General features: G+C 73.5%; 10 protein-coding genes. 5 read left to right on the top strand and 5 right to left on the bottom strand.

Features of this window, described 5'->3' with window-relative positions; genetic code table 11:
* Positions 1-31: 31 nt before the first annotated feature.
* The gene (locus NX801_RS10220; protein ID WP_258786980.1) at positions 32-1,279 is read right to left on the bottom strand and encodes a winged helix-turn-helix domain-containing protein; all 1,248 of its coding nucleotides are present in this window, start codon (positions 1,277-1,279) and stop codon (positions 32-34) included.
* Positions 1,280-1,512: 233 nt separating this feature from the next.
* Entirely contained in the window at positions 1,513-2,151 is a 639-nt protein-coding gene (locus NX801_RS10215; RefSeq protein WP_258786979.1) for a GNAT family N-acetyltransferase, read from the bottom strand.
* Positions 2,152-2,411: 260 nt separating this feature from the next.
* Between NX801_RS10215 and secA the strand changes: the two genes are divergently transcribed.
* Complete coding sequence (gene secA / locus NX801_RS10210; protein ID WP_258786977.1) at positions 2,412-5,240, top strand: preprotein translocase subunit SecA; 2,829 nt, start codon at positions 2,412-2,414, stop codon at positions 5,238-5,240.
* Between the two features lie 878 nt (positions 5,241-6,118).
* Here secA and NX801_RS10205 read toward each other — a convergent pair.
* Positions 6,119-6,586 carry an Rv3235 family protein gene (locus NX801_RS10205; protein ID WP_258786976.1) on the bottom strand — a complete coding sequence of 156 codons (468 nt, stop codon included), beginning with the start codon at positions 6,584-6,586 and terminating at the stop codon, positions 6,119-6,121.
* Between the two features lie 278 nt (positions 6,587-6,864).
* Between NX801_RS10205 and NX801_RS10200 the strand changes: the two genes are divergently transcribed.
* From NX801_RS10200 to NX801_RS10190, 3 genes are all read left to right on the top strand, one after another.
* The gene (locus NX801_RS10200; protein ID WP_258786975.1) at positions 6,865-7,371 is read left to right on the top strand and encodes a DUF6912 family protein; all 507 of its coding nucleotides are present in this window, start codon (positions 6,865-6,867) and stop codon (positions 7,369-7,371) included.
* Between the two features lie 114 nt (positions 7,372-7,485).
* Entirely contained in the window at positions 7,486-8,151 is a 666-nt protein-coding gene (locus NX801_RS10195) for an HAD family hydrolase (protein ID WP_258786974.1), read from the top strand.
* Between the two features lie 1,044 nt (positions 8,152-9,195).
* Entirely contained in the window at positions 9,196-14,154 is a 4,959-nt protein-coding gene (locus NX801_RS10190) for an NAD-glutamate dehydrogenase (protein WP_258786973.1), read from the top strand.
* 187 nt (positions 14,155-14,341) lie between these two features.
* Here the strand turns inward: NX801_RS10190 and NX801_RS10185 are convergent, their stop codons facing one another.
* Positions 14,342-15,562, bottom strand: a complete 1,221-nt coding sequence (locus NX801_RS10185) for an alpha/beta hydrolase family protein (RefSeq protein ID WP_258786972.1) — start codon at positions 15,560-15,562, stop codon at positions 14,342-14,344.
* Between the two features lie 168 nt (positions 15,563-15,730).
* Here NX801_RS10185 and NX801_RS10180 point away from each other — a divergent pair, with 168 nt between their 5' ends.
* Positions 15,731-16,324: a TetR/AcrR family transcriptional regulator gene (locus tag NX801_RS10180; protein ID WP_258787011.1), complete on the top strand. Its 594-nt coding sequence runs from the start codon at positions 15,731-15,733 to the stop codon at positions 16,322-16,324.
* A gap of 234 nt (positions 16,325-16,558) precedes the next feature.
* On the opposite strand, the gene NX801_RS10175 is transcribed toward NX801_RS10180, so the two are convergent.
* Positions 16,559-17,698, bottom strand: a complete 1,140-nt coding sequence (locus tag NX801_RS10175; RefSeq protein WP_428986113.1) for a glycosyltransferase 87 family protein — start codon at positions 17,696-17,698, stop codon at positions 16,559-16,561.
* Positions 17,699-17,957: the final 259 nt, after the last annotated feature.

The raw sequence follows: 17,957 nt of genomic DNA, 5'->3' as shown, positions 1-17,957 counted from the left end.
GGCCGGTGCGGCGCCCGGGCCGGGGCGTTGGTCAGGTCAGCGCGGCGGTCAACTCGGCGGCCAGCTCCGGGGGATGGACGCGCTCCACCCGCACCGCGTCGCACCCCACCCAGCCGGCCGCCTCCTCCAGCGCCCCGGCCATCGGCCGCACCGCCTTGCGGCTGTCCAGCGACACCTGCCGGGCCACCAGGGTGCTGCCCTCCCGGGCCGGGTCCACCCGGCCGAGCAGCTTCCCGCCGGCCAGCAGTGGCATGGCGAAGTAGCCGTGTATCCGCTTCTGCTTGGGGACGTACGCCTCCAGCCGGTGGGTGAATCCGAAGATCCGCTCGGTGCGGGCCCGTTCCCAGATCAGCGAGTCGAACGGCGAGAGCAGGGTCGTACGGTGCCGGCCGCGCGGCTCGGTCGCCAGCGCCTCCGGATCGGCCCAGGCCGGCTTCTCCCAGCCGGCCACCCGCACCGGCACCAGCCCCGAGTCCGCCACCACCGTGTCGAACTGCTCGCCCTTCAGCCGGTGGTAGTCCGCGATGTCGGCCCGGGTGCCGACCCCCAGCGCCCGCCCGGCCAGCGCCACCAGCCGGCGCAGGCACTCGCGGTCGTCCAGCTCGTCGTGGAGCAGCCGGCCCGGGACGGCACGCTCGGCGAGGTCGTACACGCGCTTCCAGCCGCGCCGCTCCACGCAGACCACGTCGCCGTACATCAGTGCCCGCTCGACGGCGACCTTGGAGGCGGACCAGTCCCACCACTCGCCGCCGTTCTTGGCGCCGCCCAGCTCCGTCGCGGTGAGCGGCCCCTCGGCGCGCAGCTGCTTGATCACCGACTCGTACGCGCCGTCCGGCAGCGCGTGGTACCACTGCTTCTGGGCCCGGTAGGCGCGGCGGCGGAAGGCGAAGTGCGGCCACTCCTCGATCGGCAGCACACAGGCGGCGTGCGACCAGTACTCGAAGGCGTGGCCCTCCGTCCAGTACGCCGTGTCGACGGTCCGGCGGCCCACCGCGCCCAGCCGGGCGTACGGCACCAGCTCGTGCGAGCGGGCCAGCACCGAGATGGTGTCCAGCTGTACGGCGCCGAGCCGGCGCAGCACCCCGCGCACCCCCGCCCGGCGGTCCGGCGCCCCCAGGAACCCCTGGGCCCGCAGCGCGATACGGCGGGCCTCGTCGGCGGAGAGCTCCAGCACCGGGGCGGGACCGGGCGCGGGGGAGGAGGCCGGAGCGGAGCCGGAAGACGGATCGGGTGGCGGCAGGATCGTCATGCCGGGAACCCTAGACGCCGGCACTGACAACCCGGCCCCCGGCCCGGGCCGTGCAAGGCCGTGCAAAGCCCTGCAAAGCCCTGGAAAGCCGTGGAAAGCCGGGAAGAGGGGCCCGGTCGGCCGCACCCACCGACCGCCGCGCCCGTGCGGCAAGGACCCGGGCCGTGCTGCGAGAACCCCGGGCCTCCGGCAAGGCGTCCCGGCCGGCCGCTCCACCGGCGCCCCGGTTGCCCCACCGGCCGCCGGGCCCCGCCGCCTCCCCTTCACCCGCGCGGTGGGAGGTACGCCACCGGTCCCGGCAGCCCGAGGTCGCCGGGGAGCAGGGCGCCGATCCAGCAGTCCCGCAGCGTCCCGTGGTTGAGCAGTCCCGCGCGCCGGACGCCCTCGTACCGGAACCCGGCCCGCTCCGCGACCGCCCGGGAGCCCGCGTTGCCGACCTCGGCCCACCACTCCAGCCGGTGGCAGTCCCGCTCGGCCAGCGTCCAGCGGGCCAGCGCGGTGACGGCCTCGGCGGTGTACCCCCGGCCCCGGTGCTCGCGGGCCGTCCAGAAGCCCAGCTCCCAGACCCCGCCGCCGTCCCGGTCACCGCGGTCCGGGCCGCTCCGGCGCCGTACCCCGGCGGCGCCCAGCAGCGGGCCGCCGCCCCGGAGCCGTACCGCGAAGTCCAGCGCCGCACCGGTGCGCCAGCCCTCGGCCACGATCCGGTTCAGGAAGTCCTCCGCGTGGTGCCGCTCGTACGGGGAGGGGACCGTGGTCCAGCGCTGGATGTCCGGGTCCTGGCAGGCCGCGTACACCTCGTCGGCGTCGGACGGGGCGAGCGGGCGCAGCGACAGACGGTCGGTGATGAGGACGACGGTGCCGGTGCCGGCGGGACCGGGGGGCTCGGGGTTCTCGGGGCTCATGGGCCCGATTCTGGGGAGCGGCGCGGCCGGGCGCGAACAGTTTCCGGGTCTTTCCGGGCCGGGCGGCACCTTCCGCGTGTCCCGCGCGTTCTCCCTGTGGGCGGCGGACCGTGCCCCGGCGGTCCCGGCTCGTGCGCACCTCCCGGCGTGACGGGGTCCTCGCTTACGATGGCCGTTGCGGTGGGGTCCACCTGCCGTGCCCGTGCCAGTGTCCCGACAAGACCCAGTGCCAGGCCCGACCGGCAAGGAGACCAGCCTCAGTGTCCGTCTTCAACAAGCTCATGCGTGCAGGCGAAGGCAAGATCCTGCGCAAACTGCACCGCATCGCGGACCAGGTCAACTCCATCGAAGAGGACTTCGTCAACCTCTCCGACGCCGAGTTGCGGGCGCTCACCGAGGAGTACAAGCAGCGCCACGCCGACGGCGAGAGCCTGGACGACCTGATGCCGGAGGCGTTCGCGACCGTCCGTGAGGCGGCCAAGCGGGTGCTCGGCCAGCGCCACTACGACGTCCAGCTGATGGGCGGTGCCGCGCTGCACCTCGGGTATGTCGCCGAGATGAAGACCGGTGAGGGCAAGACCCTCGTCGGCACGCTGCCCGCGTACCTCAACGCGATCTCGGGCAAGGGCGTCCACCTGATCACGGTCAACGACTATCTGGCCGAGCGCGACTCCGAGCTGATGGGCCGGGTGCACAAGTTCCTCGGCCTCCAGGTCGGCTGCATCCTCGCCAACATGACCCCGGCGCAGCGCCGCGAGCAGTACGCCTGCGACATCACCTACGGCACCAACAACGAGTTCGGCTTCGACTACCTGCGCGACAACATGGCGTGGTCGCAGGACGAGCTGGTCCAGCGCGGCCACAACTTCGCCTGTGTGGACGAGGTCGACTCGATCCTGGTGGACGAGGCCCGTACGCCGCTGATCATCTCCGGTCCGGCCGACCAGGCCACCAAGTGGTACGGCGACTTTGCCAAGCTGGTCACCCGGCTGACCAGGGGCGAGCCGGGCAACCCGCTCAAGGGCGTCGAGGAGACCGGCGACTACGAGGTCGACGAGAAGAAGCGCACCGTGGCCATCCACGAGGCCGGGGTCGCCAAGGTCGAGGACTGGCTCGGCATCGACAACCTCTACGAGTCGGTCAACACCCCGCTGGTCGGTTATCTGAACAACGCCATCAAGGCGAAGGAACTGTTCAAGAAGGACAAGGACTACGTCGTCATCGACGGCGAGGTCATGATCGTCGACGAGCACACCGGCCGTATCCTCGCCGGCCGCCGCTACAACGAGGGCATGCACCAGGCGATCGAGGCGAAGGAAGGGGTGGACATCAAGGACGAGAACCAGACCCTCGCCACGATCACCCTGCAGAACTTCTTCCGCCTGTACGAGAAGCTGTCCGGTATGACCGGTACGGCCATGACCGAGGCCGCCGAGTTCCACCAGATCTACAAGCTGGGCGTCGTCCCGATCCCGACCAACAAGCCGATGGTCCGCGCCGACCGCTCGGACCTGATCTACCGCACCGAGGTCGCCAAGTTCGCGGCCGTCGTGGACGACATCGCGGAGAAGCACGAGAAGGGCCAGCCGATCCTGGTCGGCACCACCTCGGTCGAGAAGTCCGAGTACCTCTCCCAGCAGCTCTCCAAGCGCGGCATCCAGCACGAGGTGCTCAACGCCAAGCAGCACGACCGGGAGGCGACCATCGTCGCCCAGGCCGGCCGCAAGGGCGCCGTCACCGTGGCGACCAACATGGCCGGCCGCGGTACCGACATCAAGCTGGGCGGCAACCCCGACGACCTGGCCGAGGCGGAGCTGCGCCAGCGCGGCCTGGACCCGGTGGAGCACGTCGAGGAGTGGGCCGCCGCCCTGCCGACCGCGCTGGAGAAGGCCGAGCTGGCGGTGAAGGCCGAGTTCGAGGAGGTCAAGGAGCTCGGCGGGCTCTATGTCCTCGGCACCGAGCGCCATGAGTCGCGGCGCATCGACAACCAGCTGCGCGGCCGTTCCGGCCGGCAGGGCGACCCGGGCGAGTCCCGGTTCTACCTCTCGCTCGGCGACGATCTGATGCGGCTGTTCAAGGCGCAGATGGTCGAGCGCGTGATGTCGATGGCCAACGTCCCGGACGATGTGCCGATCGAGAACAAGATGGTCACCCGCGCCATCGCCTCGGCGCAGTCGCAGGTCGAGCAGCAGAACTTCGAGACCCGTAAGAACGTCCTGAAGTACGACGAGGTGCTCAACCGCCAGCGCGAGGTCATCTACGGCGAGCGCCGCCGCGTCCTGGAGGGCGAGGACCTGCACGAGCAGGTGCGCCACTTCATGGACGACACCATCGACGCCTACATCCAGGCGGAGACGGTGGAGGGCTTCGCGGAGGACTGGGACCTGGAGCGGCTCTGGACCGCCTTCAAGCAGCTCTACCCGGTCAAGGTCACCATCGAGGAGCTGGAGGACGCGGCGGGCGACCGCGCGGGCATCACCGCCGAGTTCATCGCGGAGTCCGTCAAGGACGACATCCACGAGCAGTACGACGCCCGGGAGAAGCAGCTCGGCTCGGAGATCATGCGCGAGCTGGAGCGGCGGGTGGTGCTCTCGGTGCTGGACCGCAAGTGGCGCGAGCACCTCTACGAGATGGACTACCTCCAGGAGGGCATCGGCCTGCGCGCGATGGCGCAGAAGGACCCGCTGGTCGAGTACCAGCGCGAGGGCTTCGACATGTTCACCGCGATGATGGAGGGCATCAAGGAGGAGTCCGTCGGCTACCTGTTCAACCTGGAGGTCCAGGTGGAGCAGCAGGTCGAGGAGGTTCCGGTGCCGGAGCAGGCCGAGCGCACCTCGCTGGAGAAGCAGGAAGCCGTCCCCGCGGGCGCCGGCCGCCCGGAGATCCGCGCCAAGGGGCTGGACGCCCCGCAGCGGCCGGACCGGCTGCACTTCTCCGCTCCCACGGTGGACGGCGAGGGCGGCATCGTGGAGGGCGACTTCCAGAACGGCGACAACGGCGACGAGGACGGCTACCGCTCCGAGAGCGACGGTCTGACCCGCGCCGAGCGCCGCAAGGCCCAGAAGGGCGGCCGCCGCCGCAAGAAGTGACGGCCGGGCCGTCGTCCGGCCCCCTCCGGGCCCGTCCCCGGTCTTCCTTCGGGCCCCGTTCCCGGTCTTCTCGGGCCCCGCGCACCCGTGCGGGGCCCGAGGGCTTTTCCGGTACTTCCGGGACGGGGGCTTTTCCGTTCGGACCCCGTACGGGCCCCGGGCCCCCGGCCGTCTCCGGGGGGCCGCACGGCGGGGGCCGCCCGGTTGAGGAGTGGCCGAGGTGACGCGGGCGATCGCTGGATGTGTCACGTCCGTGGGGCCGCCCCGGACCGTGCCCGGTTGCACGCCCGAGGACGGGCTCGTGTGAGTCCCGGGGCGACCCCGTCCGTCGGGAGGGCCGCGCGGGCCTCCGGCGACCACCCGGCTGAGGGGGAGCCCGAGCCACGAGGGCCATCGCCGAACGTCACGCCCGCAGGGCCGTCCCGGGCGCTCTCGCCCGGGACGCGTACGCCCCGGGGACGGATCACGCGTGTCCCGGAACAGCCCCGCTCGGTGGCGGGCCCCGGTTCTCCGGGGGTCTGCGCGACACCGGAAGGGCCGTATGCCCGTCGGGCGCCCGTACGGCCTGGGGCGGCGCGCAGTCGTCCAGGCGTCCGTCCGGGGCCGTACGACGGCGGGGCGCGGCTCCCGGCGCCCGTTCGCGGGCTCGCGTCCTCTCGGGCTTCCCGGCCCAGGGGACGCGTGCCGCCGGGCGAGGAGGCGTAACGGCCGCCGCGGGCGGTGACGTACGACGTCCCGGAGGCGCGGGGCGCCCGCCCACCCCGCACGTCCCGGGGTGGGCGGGGCAGCCGCTGAAGCCGCCGGGCCTCGCCGCGGGCGGGTGGGTTCACGGTCCTGGCGGTACGTCCCCGCGCGGAGCGGGTACGTGCCCGGGGCGGCTACCAGGTCCAGCCGGCGGGGCCGAGGTCTACGGCGGAGCAGCGCCATCTGCGGTCCGGGCCCCGCTCAAGGCGGAAGGCCATGGCCCGGACCCGTCCGCCCGCTGTGACGCTCGCGTACGCCTCCACCAGGTCCGGCCCCAGCGGGGCGGCGCCGCAGCGGCGCAGCACCGGCCGGACGCCCGGGGCGGCCGGCGGTCCGGCGGGGGCGAGCCGGGCCAGCTGCTCGTACGCCGCGCCCACGGTCTGGCCGAGCATCCAGTGCACCGGTCGCTCCCCGGTCAGCACGGCGATCAGCCGTTCCGCGAAGAGCACATGCGGCGGGACCGGCCGGCGGGGCGGCCTGGCCCCGCCGGGGCGCCGCTGGTCGCGCCGTCCGCCGGGCCGGGTGGACCCGGGCCGGGCCACCGGGCCCCGGGCGGGGCTCGGGGAGGTGGGGGAGACAGTCGCCTGGACCGTGCCGGCCATGGGTGCCCTCGTTCCGTCGGTCCCGGTGCTCTACCGGGGGGTAACTTCGGTCGGGGATCTTGTACGGGGCCGGAGGGCGGCGAGGCAAAGCGCCGCTCGCCGCCGGCGGAGCGACCGGGCGGGTCACCTATCCGGGTAAGGGCCGCCTCGCGGTTCCGGGGCACCGGGCCGGCCGGCCGGAGCCGGGTGGACGGCGGCCGGAGCGGGCGGGGCGCCCCGAAGGGGGACCTCGCACGTATCCTGATGGGCGTCCCGAGATCACCGAGAAAGCGGCCGACATGCGCGTCTACCTCCCTCTGACCCTCGCCGGTCTCGCCCGCGCGCACGCCTCGGGCGAGCTGGGGCCCGGCCCGCTGACCGCCTACGCGGTGACGCCCGGACTGCGCGAGTGGTACGTCTCGGACGACATCGAGGAGCTGGAGTACGCGGCGCTGAACCGGGCGGCCGCCGCCTCGCTGCGGCTGATCGCGGGCGACCCGGGCGCGGCGCGCCGCCGGGTGGTCGTCGCGGTCGACGTACCGGACCGGGCTGCCACCGCCGATCCGGGCCCGGGTCTCGACGCCTCGTCGGTCGGCGAGGTGCGGCTGGCGGACGCGGTGCCGCTGGCCAAGGCGGCGGCGGTGCACGCGGACGCGTCGGACGCCGAGCCCGACGTGACCGCCGCGGCGGACGCCCTGGGCGCGGCCGACCAGGGCGACGACGACGCCCAGTTCGTGGTGGACGGGGCGGAGGACCACGAGCTGCTCTGGTTCGGTGTGCAGGAGATCCCGGGCCTGATCGCCTGACCGGCCGCCGCCGGAGCCCGGCGGCGCACCCGTACCAGGGGCCCAACCCCCGGTCTCCCCAGGTCGGCGGGCGGTCACGGAGCGTTGTCGGTGGGCGGGGGTACCGTCGTGGGCATGGGGAAGCACCACGCGCATCTGGTCTGGGACTGGAACGGGACACTGCTCGACGACATCGACACCGTCATCGGGGCGACCAATGCCGCCTTCGCGGAGCTGGGGATGGCCCCGATCACCCTGGCGCGCTACCGCGAGCTGTACTGCGTGCCGGTGCCGCTCTTCTACGAGCGGCTGATGGGCCGGCTGCCGACCGGTGACGAGTGGCTGGTCATGGACGAGGCGTTCCACCGGCACTACTGGTCGCGCGCCGAGGCCTGTGCGCTGGCCGAGGGGGCGGCCGAGCTGCTGGCCGCGCGGCGGGCGGCCGGGCGCACCCAGTCGCTGCTGTCGCTGGCCCCGCACGAGCACCTGGTGCCGATCGTGCGGCGGCACGGCATAACCGAGCACTTCGTCCGGGTGGACGGCCGGACGGGCGCGTCCACCGAGGGCAAGGCGGAGCACATGGTGCGGCATCTGCGGGAGCTCGGCCGGGTGGTGGACGTGGAGCGGGTGGTCGTCATCGGGGACGCGGCGGACGACGCCCGGGCGGCCGCGCACGTGGGAGCCAAGGCGGTCCTGTACACGGGCGGATCGCACAGCCGGGCCAGCCTGGAGGCGGTCGGCGTGCCGGTGGTGGACACGCTCACCCATGCGGTGGAGGTGGCGGAGGAGCTGGCCGGGTAGCCGGGGTTCATGAGCGGTGTGCACGGCGCCGGCGGAGGGCATGGCGCGAGCGGTGAGTGCGCAGGCGGCCCCGGCCGGAGCGACGCCGACGGGGGCACGAGCGGCATCGGCCGTGACACGGGCGGTGACCGCGCCCTGGACCGCGGCCGGGGCATGACCGATGGCACCGGCACGAGCGGCGTCGGCCGTGGCAGGAGCGGCGACCGTGCCATGGGTGTCGCTCCCGGCGCGGTCGGTGGCCGGGATGTGAGCGGTGACCCCGGTACGGGTGCCGTCGGCCCGGACACCCGGAGCGCGACCGGCCACCCCGGCACGGTCGGCGGAGGGACATGAGAGCCGGGCCCGGCTCGGCCGGTGGCCCGGGCGCGGGCGGCGGCCGGGACATGAACGGTGACCCGGGGCGAGCGCCGACCGGGGCCACGACCGGCGGCCCCGGCAGTCCCGGCGCACCCGACCCGGCCGGCGGCCTCGGCGGTCCCAGTGGGCCCCGGCCCGAACGGCGGTCCCGGTGGTCCCGGTGGCGGCGTGGGCGGGGGGTGCGGCGCGGGGGTGCGTACGGTGCGGCCGGTGTGTCCCTCGTCACGGAGGCGGGAGGGGCGGGTGCGGAGCATGGCGGGAAAGCGCGGCCCTCGGAGAGCGGAGGAAACCGGCAAAACCGGCGATTGGCGGGAGCAAGTGCGAGAGAAATGGCCGGAACTGCACCATCAATCACAGGATTCGCTGTCCAAAGCGTCAAACTTCGCCCCCTGCTTTTGTACGCATGTGGACCATGACGGGGCGGGGGTGGAGGGCGATAGCCTGGACCCGTGATCAGCGCGATACGCCGTGGGGGCAGCGAGGCCCCCGGCATGCGCCCGGTTCGCCACGGCGGCCGGGTGGGCGCTGAGTTCTCCGCTCCGGCCCGGCGGCCGTATGTGGCCGATAACGGCCCGGACATCTCCCATTCCGGCATAACGTCGCCTCAGACCGGATACCCCGCGTCGTGGCGTTGTGCTCCCTTCTTCACCTACGTCACGCAACGGCGCGCGACAGGAGCCAGAGGACATGCAGACCAAGCTGGACGAAGCCAAGGCCGAGCTGCTCGAACGGGCTGCCCGGGTAGCTGAGAACAGCCCGGTCGGGGGGCAACTCCGGACCGGGCCCGAGGACGGGGAGCACCCGGACCGGGACACCGTGCTCGGCTACCTCCAGCACTACTACCTGCACACCGCGCCCGAGGACCTGGCCGACCGCGACCCCGTGGACGTCTTCGGCGCCGCGCTCTCGCACTACCGGCTCGCCGGGAACCGGCCGCAGGGCACGGCCAATGTGCGCGTGCACACGCCGACCGTCGAGGAGAACGGCTGGACGTGCAGCCACTCGGTGGTCGAGGTGGTCACGGACGACATGCCGTTCCTCGTGGACTCCGTCACCAACGAGCTCTCCCGCCAGGGCCGGGGCATCCATGTCGTGGTGCACCCGCTGGTCGTGGTCCGCCGCGATCTGACCGGCAAGCTCATCGAGGTGCTGCCCGCCGAGGCCGCCAAGAAGCGGGACGACCTGCCGCACGACGCGCTCACCGAGTCGTGGATCCATGTCGAGATCGACCGGGAGACCGACCGCGCCGACCTCAAGCAGATCACCGCCGACCTGCTGCGGATCCTCTCGGACGTCCGGGAGACGGTCGAGGACTGGGGCAAGATGCGCGACTCCGCGCTGCGCATCGCGGACGAGCTGCCCGCCGAGCCGCTCGCCGGTGACCTGCCCGGCACCGAGGTCGAGGAGGCCCGCGAGCTGCTCCGCTGGCTCGCCGCCGACCACTTCACCTTCCTCGGCTACCGCGAGTACGAGCTCACCGAGGACGACGCCCTCAAGGCGTGCCCCGGCACCGGGCTCGGCATCCTCCGCTCCGACCCGCACCACAGCGGCGAGGAGGCCCACCCGGTCTCGCCGTCCTTCGACCGGCTGCCTCAGGACGCCCGCGCCAAGGCCCGTGAGCACCGGCTGCTGATCCTCACCAAGGCCAACAGCCGCGCCACCGTCCACCGGCCGTCCTACCTGGACTACGTCGGCGTGAAGAAGTTCGACGCCGAGGGCAATGTGGTCGGCGAGCGGCGCTTCCTGGGCCTGTTCTCCTCGGCCGCGTACACCGAGTCGGTCCGCCGGGTGCCGGTGATCCGCCGCAAGGTCGCCGAGGTGCTGGACTCCGCCGGCTTCTCGCCCAGCAGCCACGACGGCCGCGACCTGCTCCAGATCCTGGAGACCTACCCGCGCGACGAGCTGTTCCAGACGCCGGTGGACCAGCTGCGCTCCATCGCGACCAGCGTGCTCTACCTCCAGGAGCGCCGCCGGCTCCGGCTCTACCTCCGCCAGGACGAGTACGGGCGCTACTACTCCGCCCTCGTCTACCTGCCGCGCGACCGGTACACCACCGGGGTGCGGCTGCGGATCATCGACATCCTCAAGGAGGAGCTCGGCGGCACCAGCGTCGACTTCACCGCCTGGAACACCGAGTCGATCCTCTCCCGGCTGCACTTCGTCGTCCGCGTCCCGCAGGGCACCGAGCTGACCACGCTGACCGACGCCGACACCGACCGGATCGAGGCCCGGCTGGTGGAGGCCGCCCGCTCCTGGGCCGACGGCTTCGACCAGGCGCTCAACGCCGAGCTGGGCGAGGAGCGCGCCGCCGAGCTGACCCGCCGGTACGGGCACGCCTTCCCCGAGGGGTACAAGGCGGACCACTCGCCGCGCGCCGCCGTCGGGGACCTGGTCCAGCTGGAGCAGCTCACCGAGGGCGAGCGGGAGTTCGCGCTCTCGCTGTACGAGCCGGTGGGCGCCGGTCCCGGCGAGCGCCGGTTCAAGATCTACAAGACCGGGGCGCAGGTCTCGCTCTCGGCCGTGCTGCCGCTGCTCAACCGGCTCGGCGTGGAGGTCGTGGACGAGCGCCCGTACGAGCTGCGCTGCGCCGACCGCACCCACGCCTGGATCTACGACTTCGGGCTGCGGATGCCCGCGGTCGCCGGCAGCGGCGACTATCTGGCCGACGACGCCCGGGAGCGTTTCCAGGACGCCTTCGCCGCCGCTTGGACCGGTGACGCGGAGAACGACGGCTTCAATGCCCTGGTGCTGAGCGCCGGGCTGACCTGGCGGCAGGCGATGGTGCTCCGCGCCTACGCCAAGTACCTGCGCCAGGCGGGTTCGACCTTCAGCCAGGACTACATGGAGGACACCCTCCGCAACAACGTCCACACCACCCGGCTGCTGGTCTCGCTCTTCGAGGCCCGGATGGCGCCGGAGCGGCAGAAGGCCGGCCGGGAGCTGACCGACGGCATCATGGAGGAGCTGGACGGGGCGCTCGACCAGGTCGCCTCGCTCGACGAGGACCGCATCCTGCGCTCCTTCCTCACCGTCATCAAGGCGACCCTGCGGACCAACTTCTTCCAGAAGGCCGAGGACGGCAGCCCGCACCGCTATGTGTCGATGAAGTTCGACCCGCAGGCCATCCCGGACCTCCCGGCGCCCCGCCCGGCGTTCGAGATCTGGGTGTACTCGCCCCGGGTCGAGGGCGTCCACCTGCGGTTCGGCAAGGTCGCGCGCGGCGGTCTGCGCTGGTCCGACCGGCGCGAGGACTTCCGTACCGAGATCCTGGGCCTGGTCAAGGCGCAGATGGTGAAGAACACCGTCATCGTGCCGGTCGGCGCCAAGGGCGGCTTCGTCGCCAAGCAGCTGCCGGACCCGGCGGCCGACCGGGACGCCTGGCTGGCCGAGGGCATCGCCAGCTACCGGACGTTCATCTCTGCGCTGCTCGACATCACCGACAACCTGGTGGCGGGCGAGGTCGTGCCGCCCGCCGACGTGGTGCGCCACGACGAGGACGACACCTATCTGGTCGTCGCCGCCGACAAGGGCACCGCGACCTTCTCCGACATCGCCAACGAGGTCGCCACCGCCTACGGCTTCTGGCTGGGCGACGCCTTCGCCTCCGGCGGCTCGGCCGGCTACGACCACAAGGGCATGGGCATCACCGCCCGGGGCGCCTGGGAGTCGGTGAAGCGGCACTTCCGGGAGCTGGGCCACGACACCCAGACCGAGGACTTCACGGTCGTCGGCGTCGGTGACATGTCGGGCGACGTCTTCGGCAACGGCATGCTGCTCAGCGAGCACATCCGGCTGGTGGCCGCCTTCGACCACCGGCACATCTTCCTGGACCCGAACCCGGACAGCGCCACCTCCTACGCCGAGCGCCGCCGGCTCTTCGAGCTGCCCCGCAGCTCCTGGGCCGACTACGACACCGCGCTGCTCTCGGCGGGCGGCGGCATCCACCCGCGCACCGCCAAGTCCATCGCGGTCAACGCCCAGGTCCGGGCGGCCCTCGGCATCGAGGACAAGGTCACCAAGCTGACCCCGGCCGAGCTGATGAAGGCCATCCTCCAGGCCCCGGTCGACCTGCTGTGGAACGGCGGCATCGGTACGTACGTCAAGGCGTCCACCGAGTCGCACGCCGACGTGGGCGACAAGGCCAACGACGCCATCCGGGTGGACGGCGAGCAGCTGCGCGTCAAGGTCGTGGGCGAGGGCGGCAACCTGGGCCTCACCCAGCTCGGCCGGATCGAGTTCGCCCGCCGGGGCGGCCCTGAGGGCCACGGCGGCAAGGTCAACACCGACGCCATCGACAACAGCGCCGGGGTGGACACCTCCGACCACGAGGTGAACATCAAGATCCTGCTCAACGCCCTGGTGGCGGACGGCGACATGACCGTCAAGCAGCGCAACAAGATCCTCGCGGAGATGACCGACGAGGTCGGCTCGCTGGTGCTGCGCAACAACTACGCGCAGAACGTGGCGCTGGCCAACGCCGTCGTCCAGGCCCCCTCGCTGCTCCACGCCCACCAGCGGTTCATGCGCCGGCTGGGCCGCGAGGGCCGGCTCGACCGGGCGCTGGAGTTCCTGCCCAACGACCGCCAGATCCGGGAGCTGCTGACCAACGGCAAGGGGCTCAGCCAGCCCGAGCTGGCGGTGCTGCTCGCCTACACCAAGATCACGGTGGCGGACGAGCTGATCTCCACCGACCTGCCGGACGACCCGTATCTGCGCGGGCTGCTGCACACGTACTTCCCGTCCAAGCTGCGGGCCGAGTTCGCCGAGCAGATCGACGCCCACGCCCTGCGCCGCGAGATCATCACCACGGTGCTGGTCAACGACACGGTGAACACCGGCGGTTCGACCTTCCTGCACCGGTTGCGCGAGGAGACCGGGGCCTCCATCGAGGAGATCGTCCGGGCGCAGACCGCGGCCCGCGCCATCTTCGGGCTCGGTGAGGTCTGGGACGCCGTGGAGGCGCTCGACAACAAGGTCCCGGCCGACGTCCTGACCCGCGTCCGGCTGCACTCCCGCCGGCTGGTCGAGCGCGGCACCCGCTGGCTGCTGGGCAACCGGCCGCAGCCGGTGCGGCTCGCGGAGACGATCGAGTTCTTCTCCGAGCGGGTCGAGCAGGTCTGGTCGAAGCTCCCGCAGCTGCTGCGCGGCGCCGACCAGAAGTGGTACGAGTCGATCGTGGCCGAGCTGACCGGGGCGGGCGTCCCGGAGGAGCTGGCGCTGCGGGTGGCCGGCTTCTCCTCGGCCTTCCCGACGCTGGACATCGTGGCCATCGCGGACCGGACCGGCAAGGACCCGCTGGCCGTCGCCGAGGTCTACTACGACCTGGCCGACCGGCTCTCCATCACCCAGCTGATGGACCGGATCATCGAGCTGCCGCGCTCCGACCGCTGGCAGTCGATGGCCCGTGCCTCCATCCGCGAGGACCTGTACGCCGCGCACGCCGCGCTCACCGCGGACGTGCTGGCGGCGGGTGACGACACCGCCTCGCCGGAGGAGCGGTTCCGGGCCTGGGAGGAGAAGAACGCGGCGATCCTGACCCGGGCGCGTACCACCCTGGAGGAGATCCAGGGCTCGGACACGTTCGATCTGGCCAACCTCTCGGTCGCTATGCGGACGATGCGCACCCTGCTCCGCACCCACGGCTGACCGAGCCCGGCCGACAGGCCGTACGGCACCCGGAAGGGCGCCCCGCCGACACCGGCGGGGCGCCCTTCTCGCGTGTACGGCTCCGGGGAGCGTGTACGGCTCCGGGGGTCGCGTACGGCTCCGCCGACCCCTGCCGGGTGCCGTCCGTGCCCGTCCGTCCCGGTGCGCGCCCGGCCGGCCGGGGGGCTCAGGCCCGTACGCCGAAGGTGTCGTCCAGCCAGTCGAAGATCCGGGCGTACGCGAGGCGCTGGGCGCCGGCCTGGCAGTGGGCGTCGGCCCCCTGCTCGGCGGTGAACTCCAGCAGCGTCCGGGGACAGGTCAGGTGCTCGTACAGCAGCTCGGGCTGGCCCCGGAAGAAGCCGTCGTCGGCGCCGGAGCAGACCAGGGTGGGGCAGGCGATCCGCTCGGCGACGCCGTCGCGCAGGTGGTAGTCGAGATAGGCGGCGGCGAAGGCGCGCGGGGTGGCGGCGCCCAGGACGTACATGCCGTGCTGGACGGCCCAGCGGACCATGGGGTCGGCCGCCATGCCCGCCTCCATCGCGGCGTCCAGCTCGGGGTCGTGCTCGGCGCGCAGCCGGCGTTCGGCCTCGGCGCGGTCCCCGGGGACGGAGGCGGTGGCGATGGTGCCCAGGTCGTAGACCCCGTCCAGGGCGATGAGCGCGGCGATCCGGTGGTCGAAGGCGGCGGCGCGCGGGGCGAGCAGGCCGCCCATGCTGGTGCCGAGCAGCGCGATCCGGAACGGGTCCACCTCGGGGAGCGTACGGGCGTGGTCCAGCACCGGTCCGACCACGTGCTCCCAGTCGGGGCGGAAGGTCAGGCCCTGGTGGTGGCGGGTGCCGGGCTGGCCGGGGCCGTCGAAGGTCAGCACGGTGTAGCCGCGCTCCACGGCGGCGGCGGCCCCGCCGAAGTGCATCTCCTCGGCGCTGCCGTCGAAGCCGTTGAACATCACCACCGTCGGCCGGGGCCCGCCGGAGTCGTCGGCCCGGTAGAGATAGCCGGGCAGGGTCGTGTCCCGGTAGGGGATCCGGACCGGTTCGACGGCCGGGGCGAACAGCGCCGCGGCCTCCCGGAAGCAGGCGACCGAGGCGTCGTAGGCGTGGTGGATGCGCGGGTCCGTGGGGTCGCCGTGCAGAAAGAACTCGGCGCTCCGGTAGTAGTTCGACGCCCGGAGGAAGGCGTCCCGGGCGCTGACCGGGTGCCCGCCGGCCAGCGCCGAGCGTCCCTCGGCGGCCACCCGGTCGGCGGTCGCCAGCCATTCGTCGTGCCAGCTGTCGTAGTCGCCGGCGATGATCCGCTCGGCGGTGACCACGGTCTCCCCGAAGTCGGCGCCGCCGTAGGCGATGTGCCCGAAGGTCCGCAGGGTCTCGAACCAGAACTGGGAGTCGTCGGGGAAGAACAGGGGTTTCATGGCTGCCTCGGCTCCTAAAGCAGTTGACGGCTGCGTTTGGTGCGACTGTAGAACCCTCGGACGTGTAAACGCAATCACTTGCTGCGTTAAGGTGGGGTCATGGTGAGGGAAGAGGGGCCTGCGGCAGTGGGGGCGAGCGAGAGCGGACCCGTGGCGGCGGGCGGGGACCTGGTGGAGAAGCGGCCGGCGCGCCGGCCCGGTGGCCGCAGTGCCCGGGTGCGGGCGGCGGTGCACCGGGCCGTCACCGAGCTGGTGGCCGAGCGGGGGTACGGCAATGTCACCGTCGGGGAGGTGGCGGCCCGCGCGGGCGTGGCCGACACCAGCGTCTACCGCCGGTGGGGCAGCCTGGAGGCGCTGCTCACGGAGGTGGTGATGAGCTGGCTCACCGACCAGTCACCCATCCCCGACACCGGGAGCCTGCGCGGGGATCTGCGCGCCTTCGCGGCCCAGGTGGCCCGCGATGTGACCGGGCCCGACGGTCTCGCGGTCGTCCGCCTGGTCATGGCCCTGTCGGCGGCGGGCGAGGAGGGCGCCCGGGCGCGCGACGCGTTCCTGGCCGAGCGCGCCCGGCAGCTGACGGGCATGCTCGACCGGGCCCGCGAGCGCGGTGAGGAGCCGCCCGGGATGCTGGAGGTGGTCGACCACATCCTGGCCCCGATGTACATCCGGGTCCTCTTCGGCGCGGGCCCGCTCACCCCGGAGTACGCCGAGGAGCTGGCCGACCGGCTGCTGCCCCCGCCCGCCGGGCCCGCGGTCTCGTAGGGCCGCGCGCCCGGTCCGGCCACCTGCCTCGGGCCCCGTAAGGGCCGCGCGTCCGGCGGACCGCCGCGAGACCCGGAGCCGCGCGCCCGGCGCCGCGCCCGGGAGCCGCGCGCCCGGTCCGGCAGCCTGCCCCGGGAAGCCCTGGGCCCCGGAGTCGCGAGCCCAGGAGCCTGGAGCCGCGCGCCCCGCCCGCCCGGCACCGCGCCCGGCACCGGGCCCCGGCCGCTCGCCGCCTCAGGGGCCCGTCGTCGAGCGCCAGAGGCGGCGGCAGGCGAGGAGGGTGGCGGCGATCAGCAGCGCGTTGCGGGCCACCATCACCGCGCACCCCAGCGGATCGACCGCCAGCACGTTCTCGTAGAGCACCGGGTAGGCCAGGGTGCTCAGCGCGGCGGCCGGGAGCAGCAGCAGCGCGACCGGGCGCAGCGCGGTGTCCCGGCGGGTCAGGCAGACGGCGGCGAGGCCCAGCAGCCAGATCAGGTACTGCGGGCTGATCACCCGGCTGGTCACGGTGAACAGCAGGACGGCGGTGAGCGCGGCGTCCGCCGGAACGGCCGGCCCCCACCGCCGGGCCCGCAGCCGCCACGCCAGGAGCCAGCCGAATCCGGCCACCGTGAGCAGCAGCGCCAGCCGGGCCACGCTCGACACATACGGGCCGGTCAGCTCGAAGGCCCCGTAGCGGTAGGTGACCGCCCCCGGCCACCCGGCCAGCCGGGCCAGCGACAGCGCCGTGCCGCCCAGCGACTCGATCTGCACCCCCCGGTCGCCCTGGTGGCGCAGGAACTCCAGGGGATTGGGGAAGACCAGGAGCAGCACGCCGAGCAGCCCCGCCGCCGCGGCCGCCGCCGAGGCCCAGGCGCGCCGGGTCACCGGGCCCCGGTCGGTGCCGATCAGGGCGAGAACCGGCCAGACCTTGACCAGCGCGCCCACCCCCGCGAGCGCCCCGCCGAGCCCCGGCCGCCGCGCCCGCACCGCCAGCAGGGCGAGCACGGCGAACGCGGTGACCACCACGTCGTAGCGGGCCAGCGGCAGATGGGCCAGCAGCGGCAGCCCACCGACCCACAGCCAGGCGCCCCGCCCGCCGTTCCGGTCGGCCCGCGCCAGCGCGTACGCCACGGCCGCGTCGGCCAGCAGGGTGAGCCCGACGAACGCCCGGTAGTAGCCGAGCGGGGCCAGCAGCCCGGGGGCCAGGATCACCAGTCCGGCACCCGGCGGGTACTGCCAGGTGACGTCGCCCGCCGGGTACGAGCCCGCCGCGAGCTGCTCGTACCAGTGCCGGTACAGCACATGGACCTCGCGCCCCAGGCCCCCGATCCCCAGGGAGTCGTCCCAGAGCAGCACCAGCATCGCGGCCCGGGAGGCCGCCCACACCGCCACCAACGGCAGCGGCGCGGGCCGCCCGCCCGCGCCCGGCCGGCCCTCCCGCCGGACCCTGCGGCCGAGGCCGCTCCGCGGCACACCCTGCCGGAGACCGTTCCGCAGCATCCCCTGCCGGAGGCCGTTCCGGTGAACTCCGAGGCCGGGATCGTCCCGGCGAATCCTCCGGCGGAGGAGATTCCGGAGGAGATCTTGGAGGAGGACCCGAAGGGGGGCCCGGGGGTACGGGCCGGGGGCCGGGGGCCGATGCGTCGTCCGG

The organism is Streptomyces pyxinae (genome assembly GCF_024756275.1).
In the GTDB taxonomy this organism is placed as follows: domain Bacteria; phylum Actinomycetota; class Actinomycetes; order Streptomycetales; family Streptomycetaceae; genus Streptomyces; species Streptomyces pyxinae.
The sequence above is the reverse complement of the archived record's forward strand: the minus strand, read 5'-3'. Positions and strand labels throughout refer to the sequence as shown.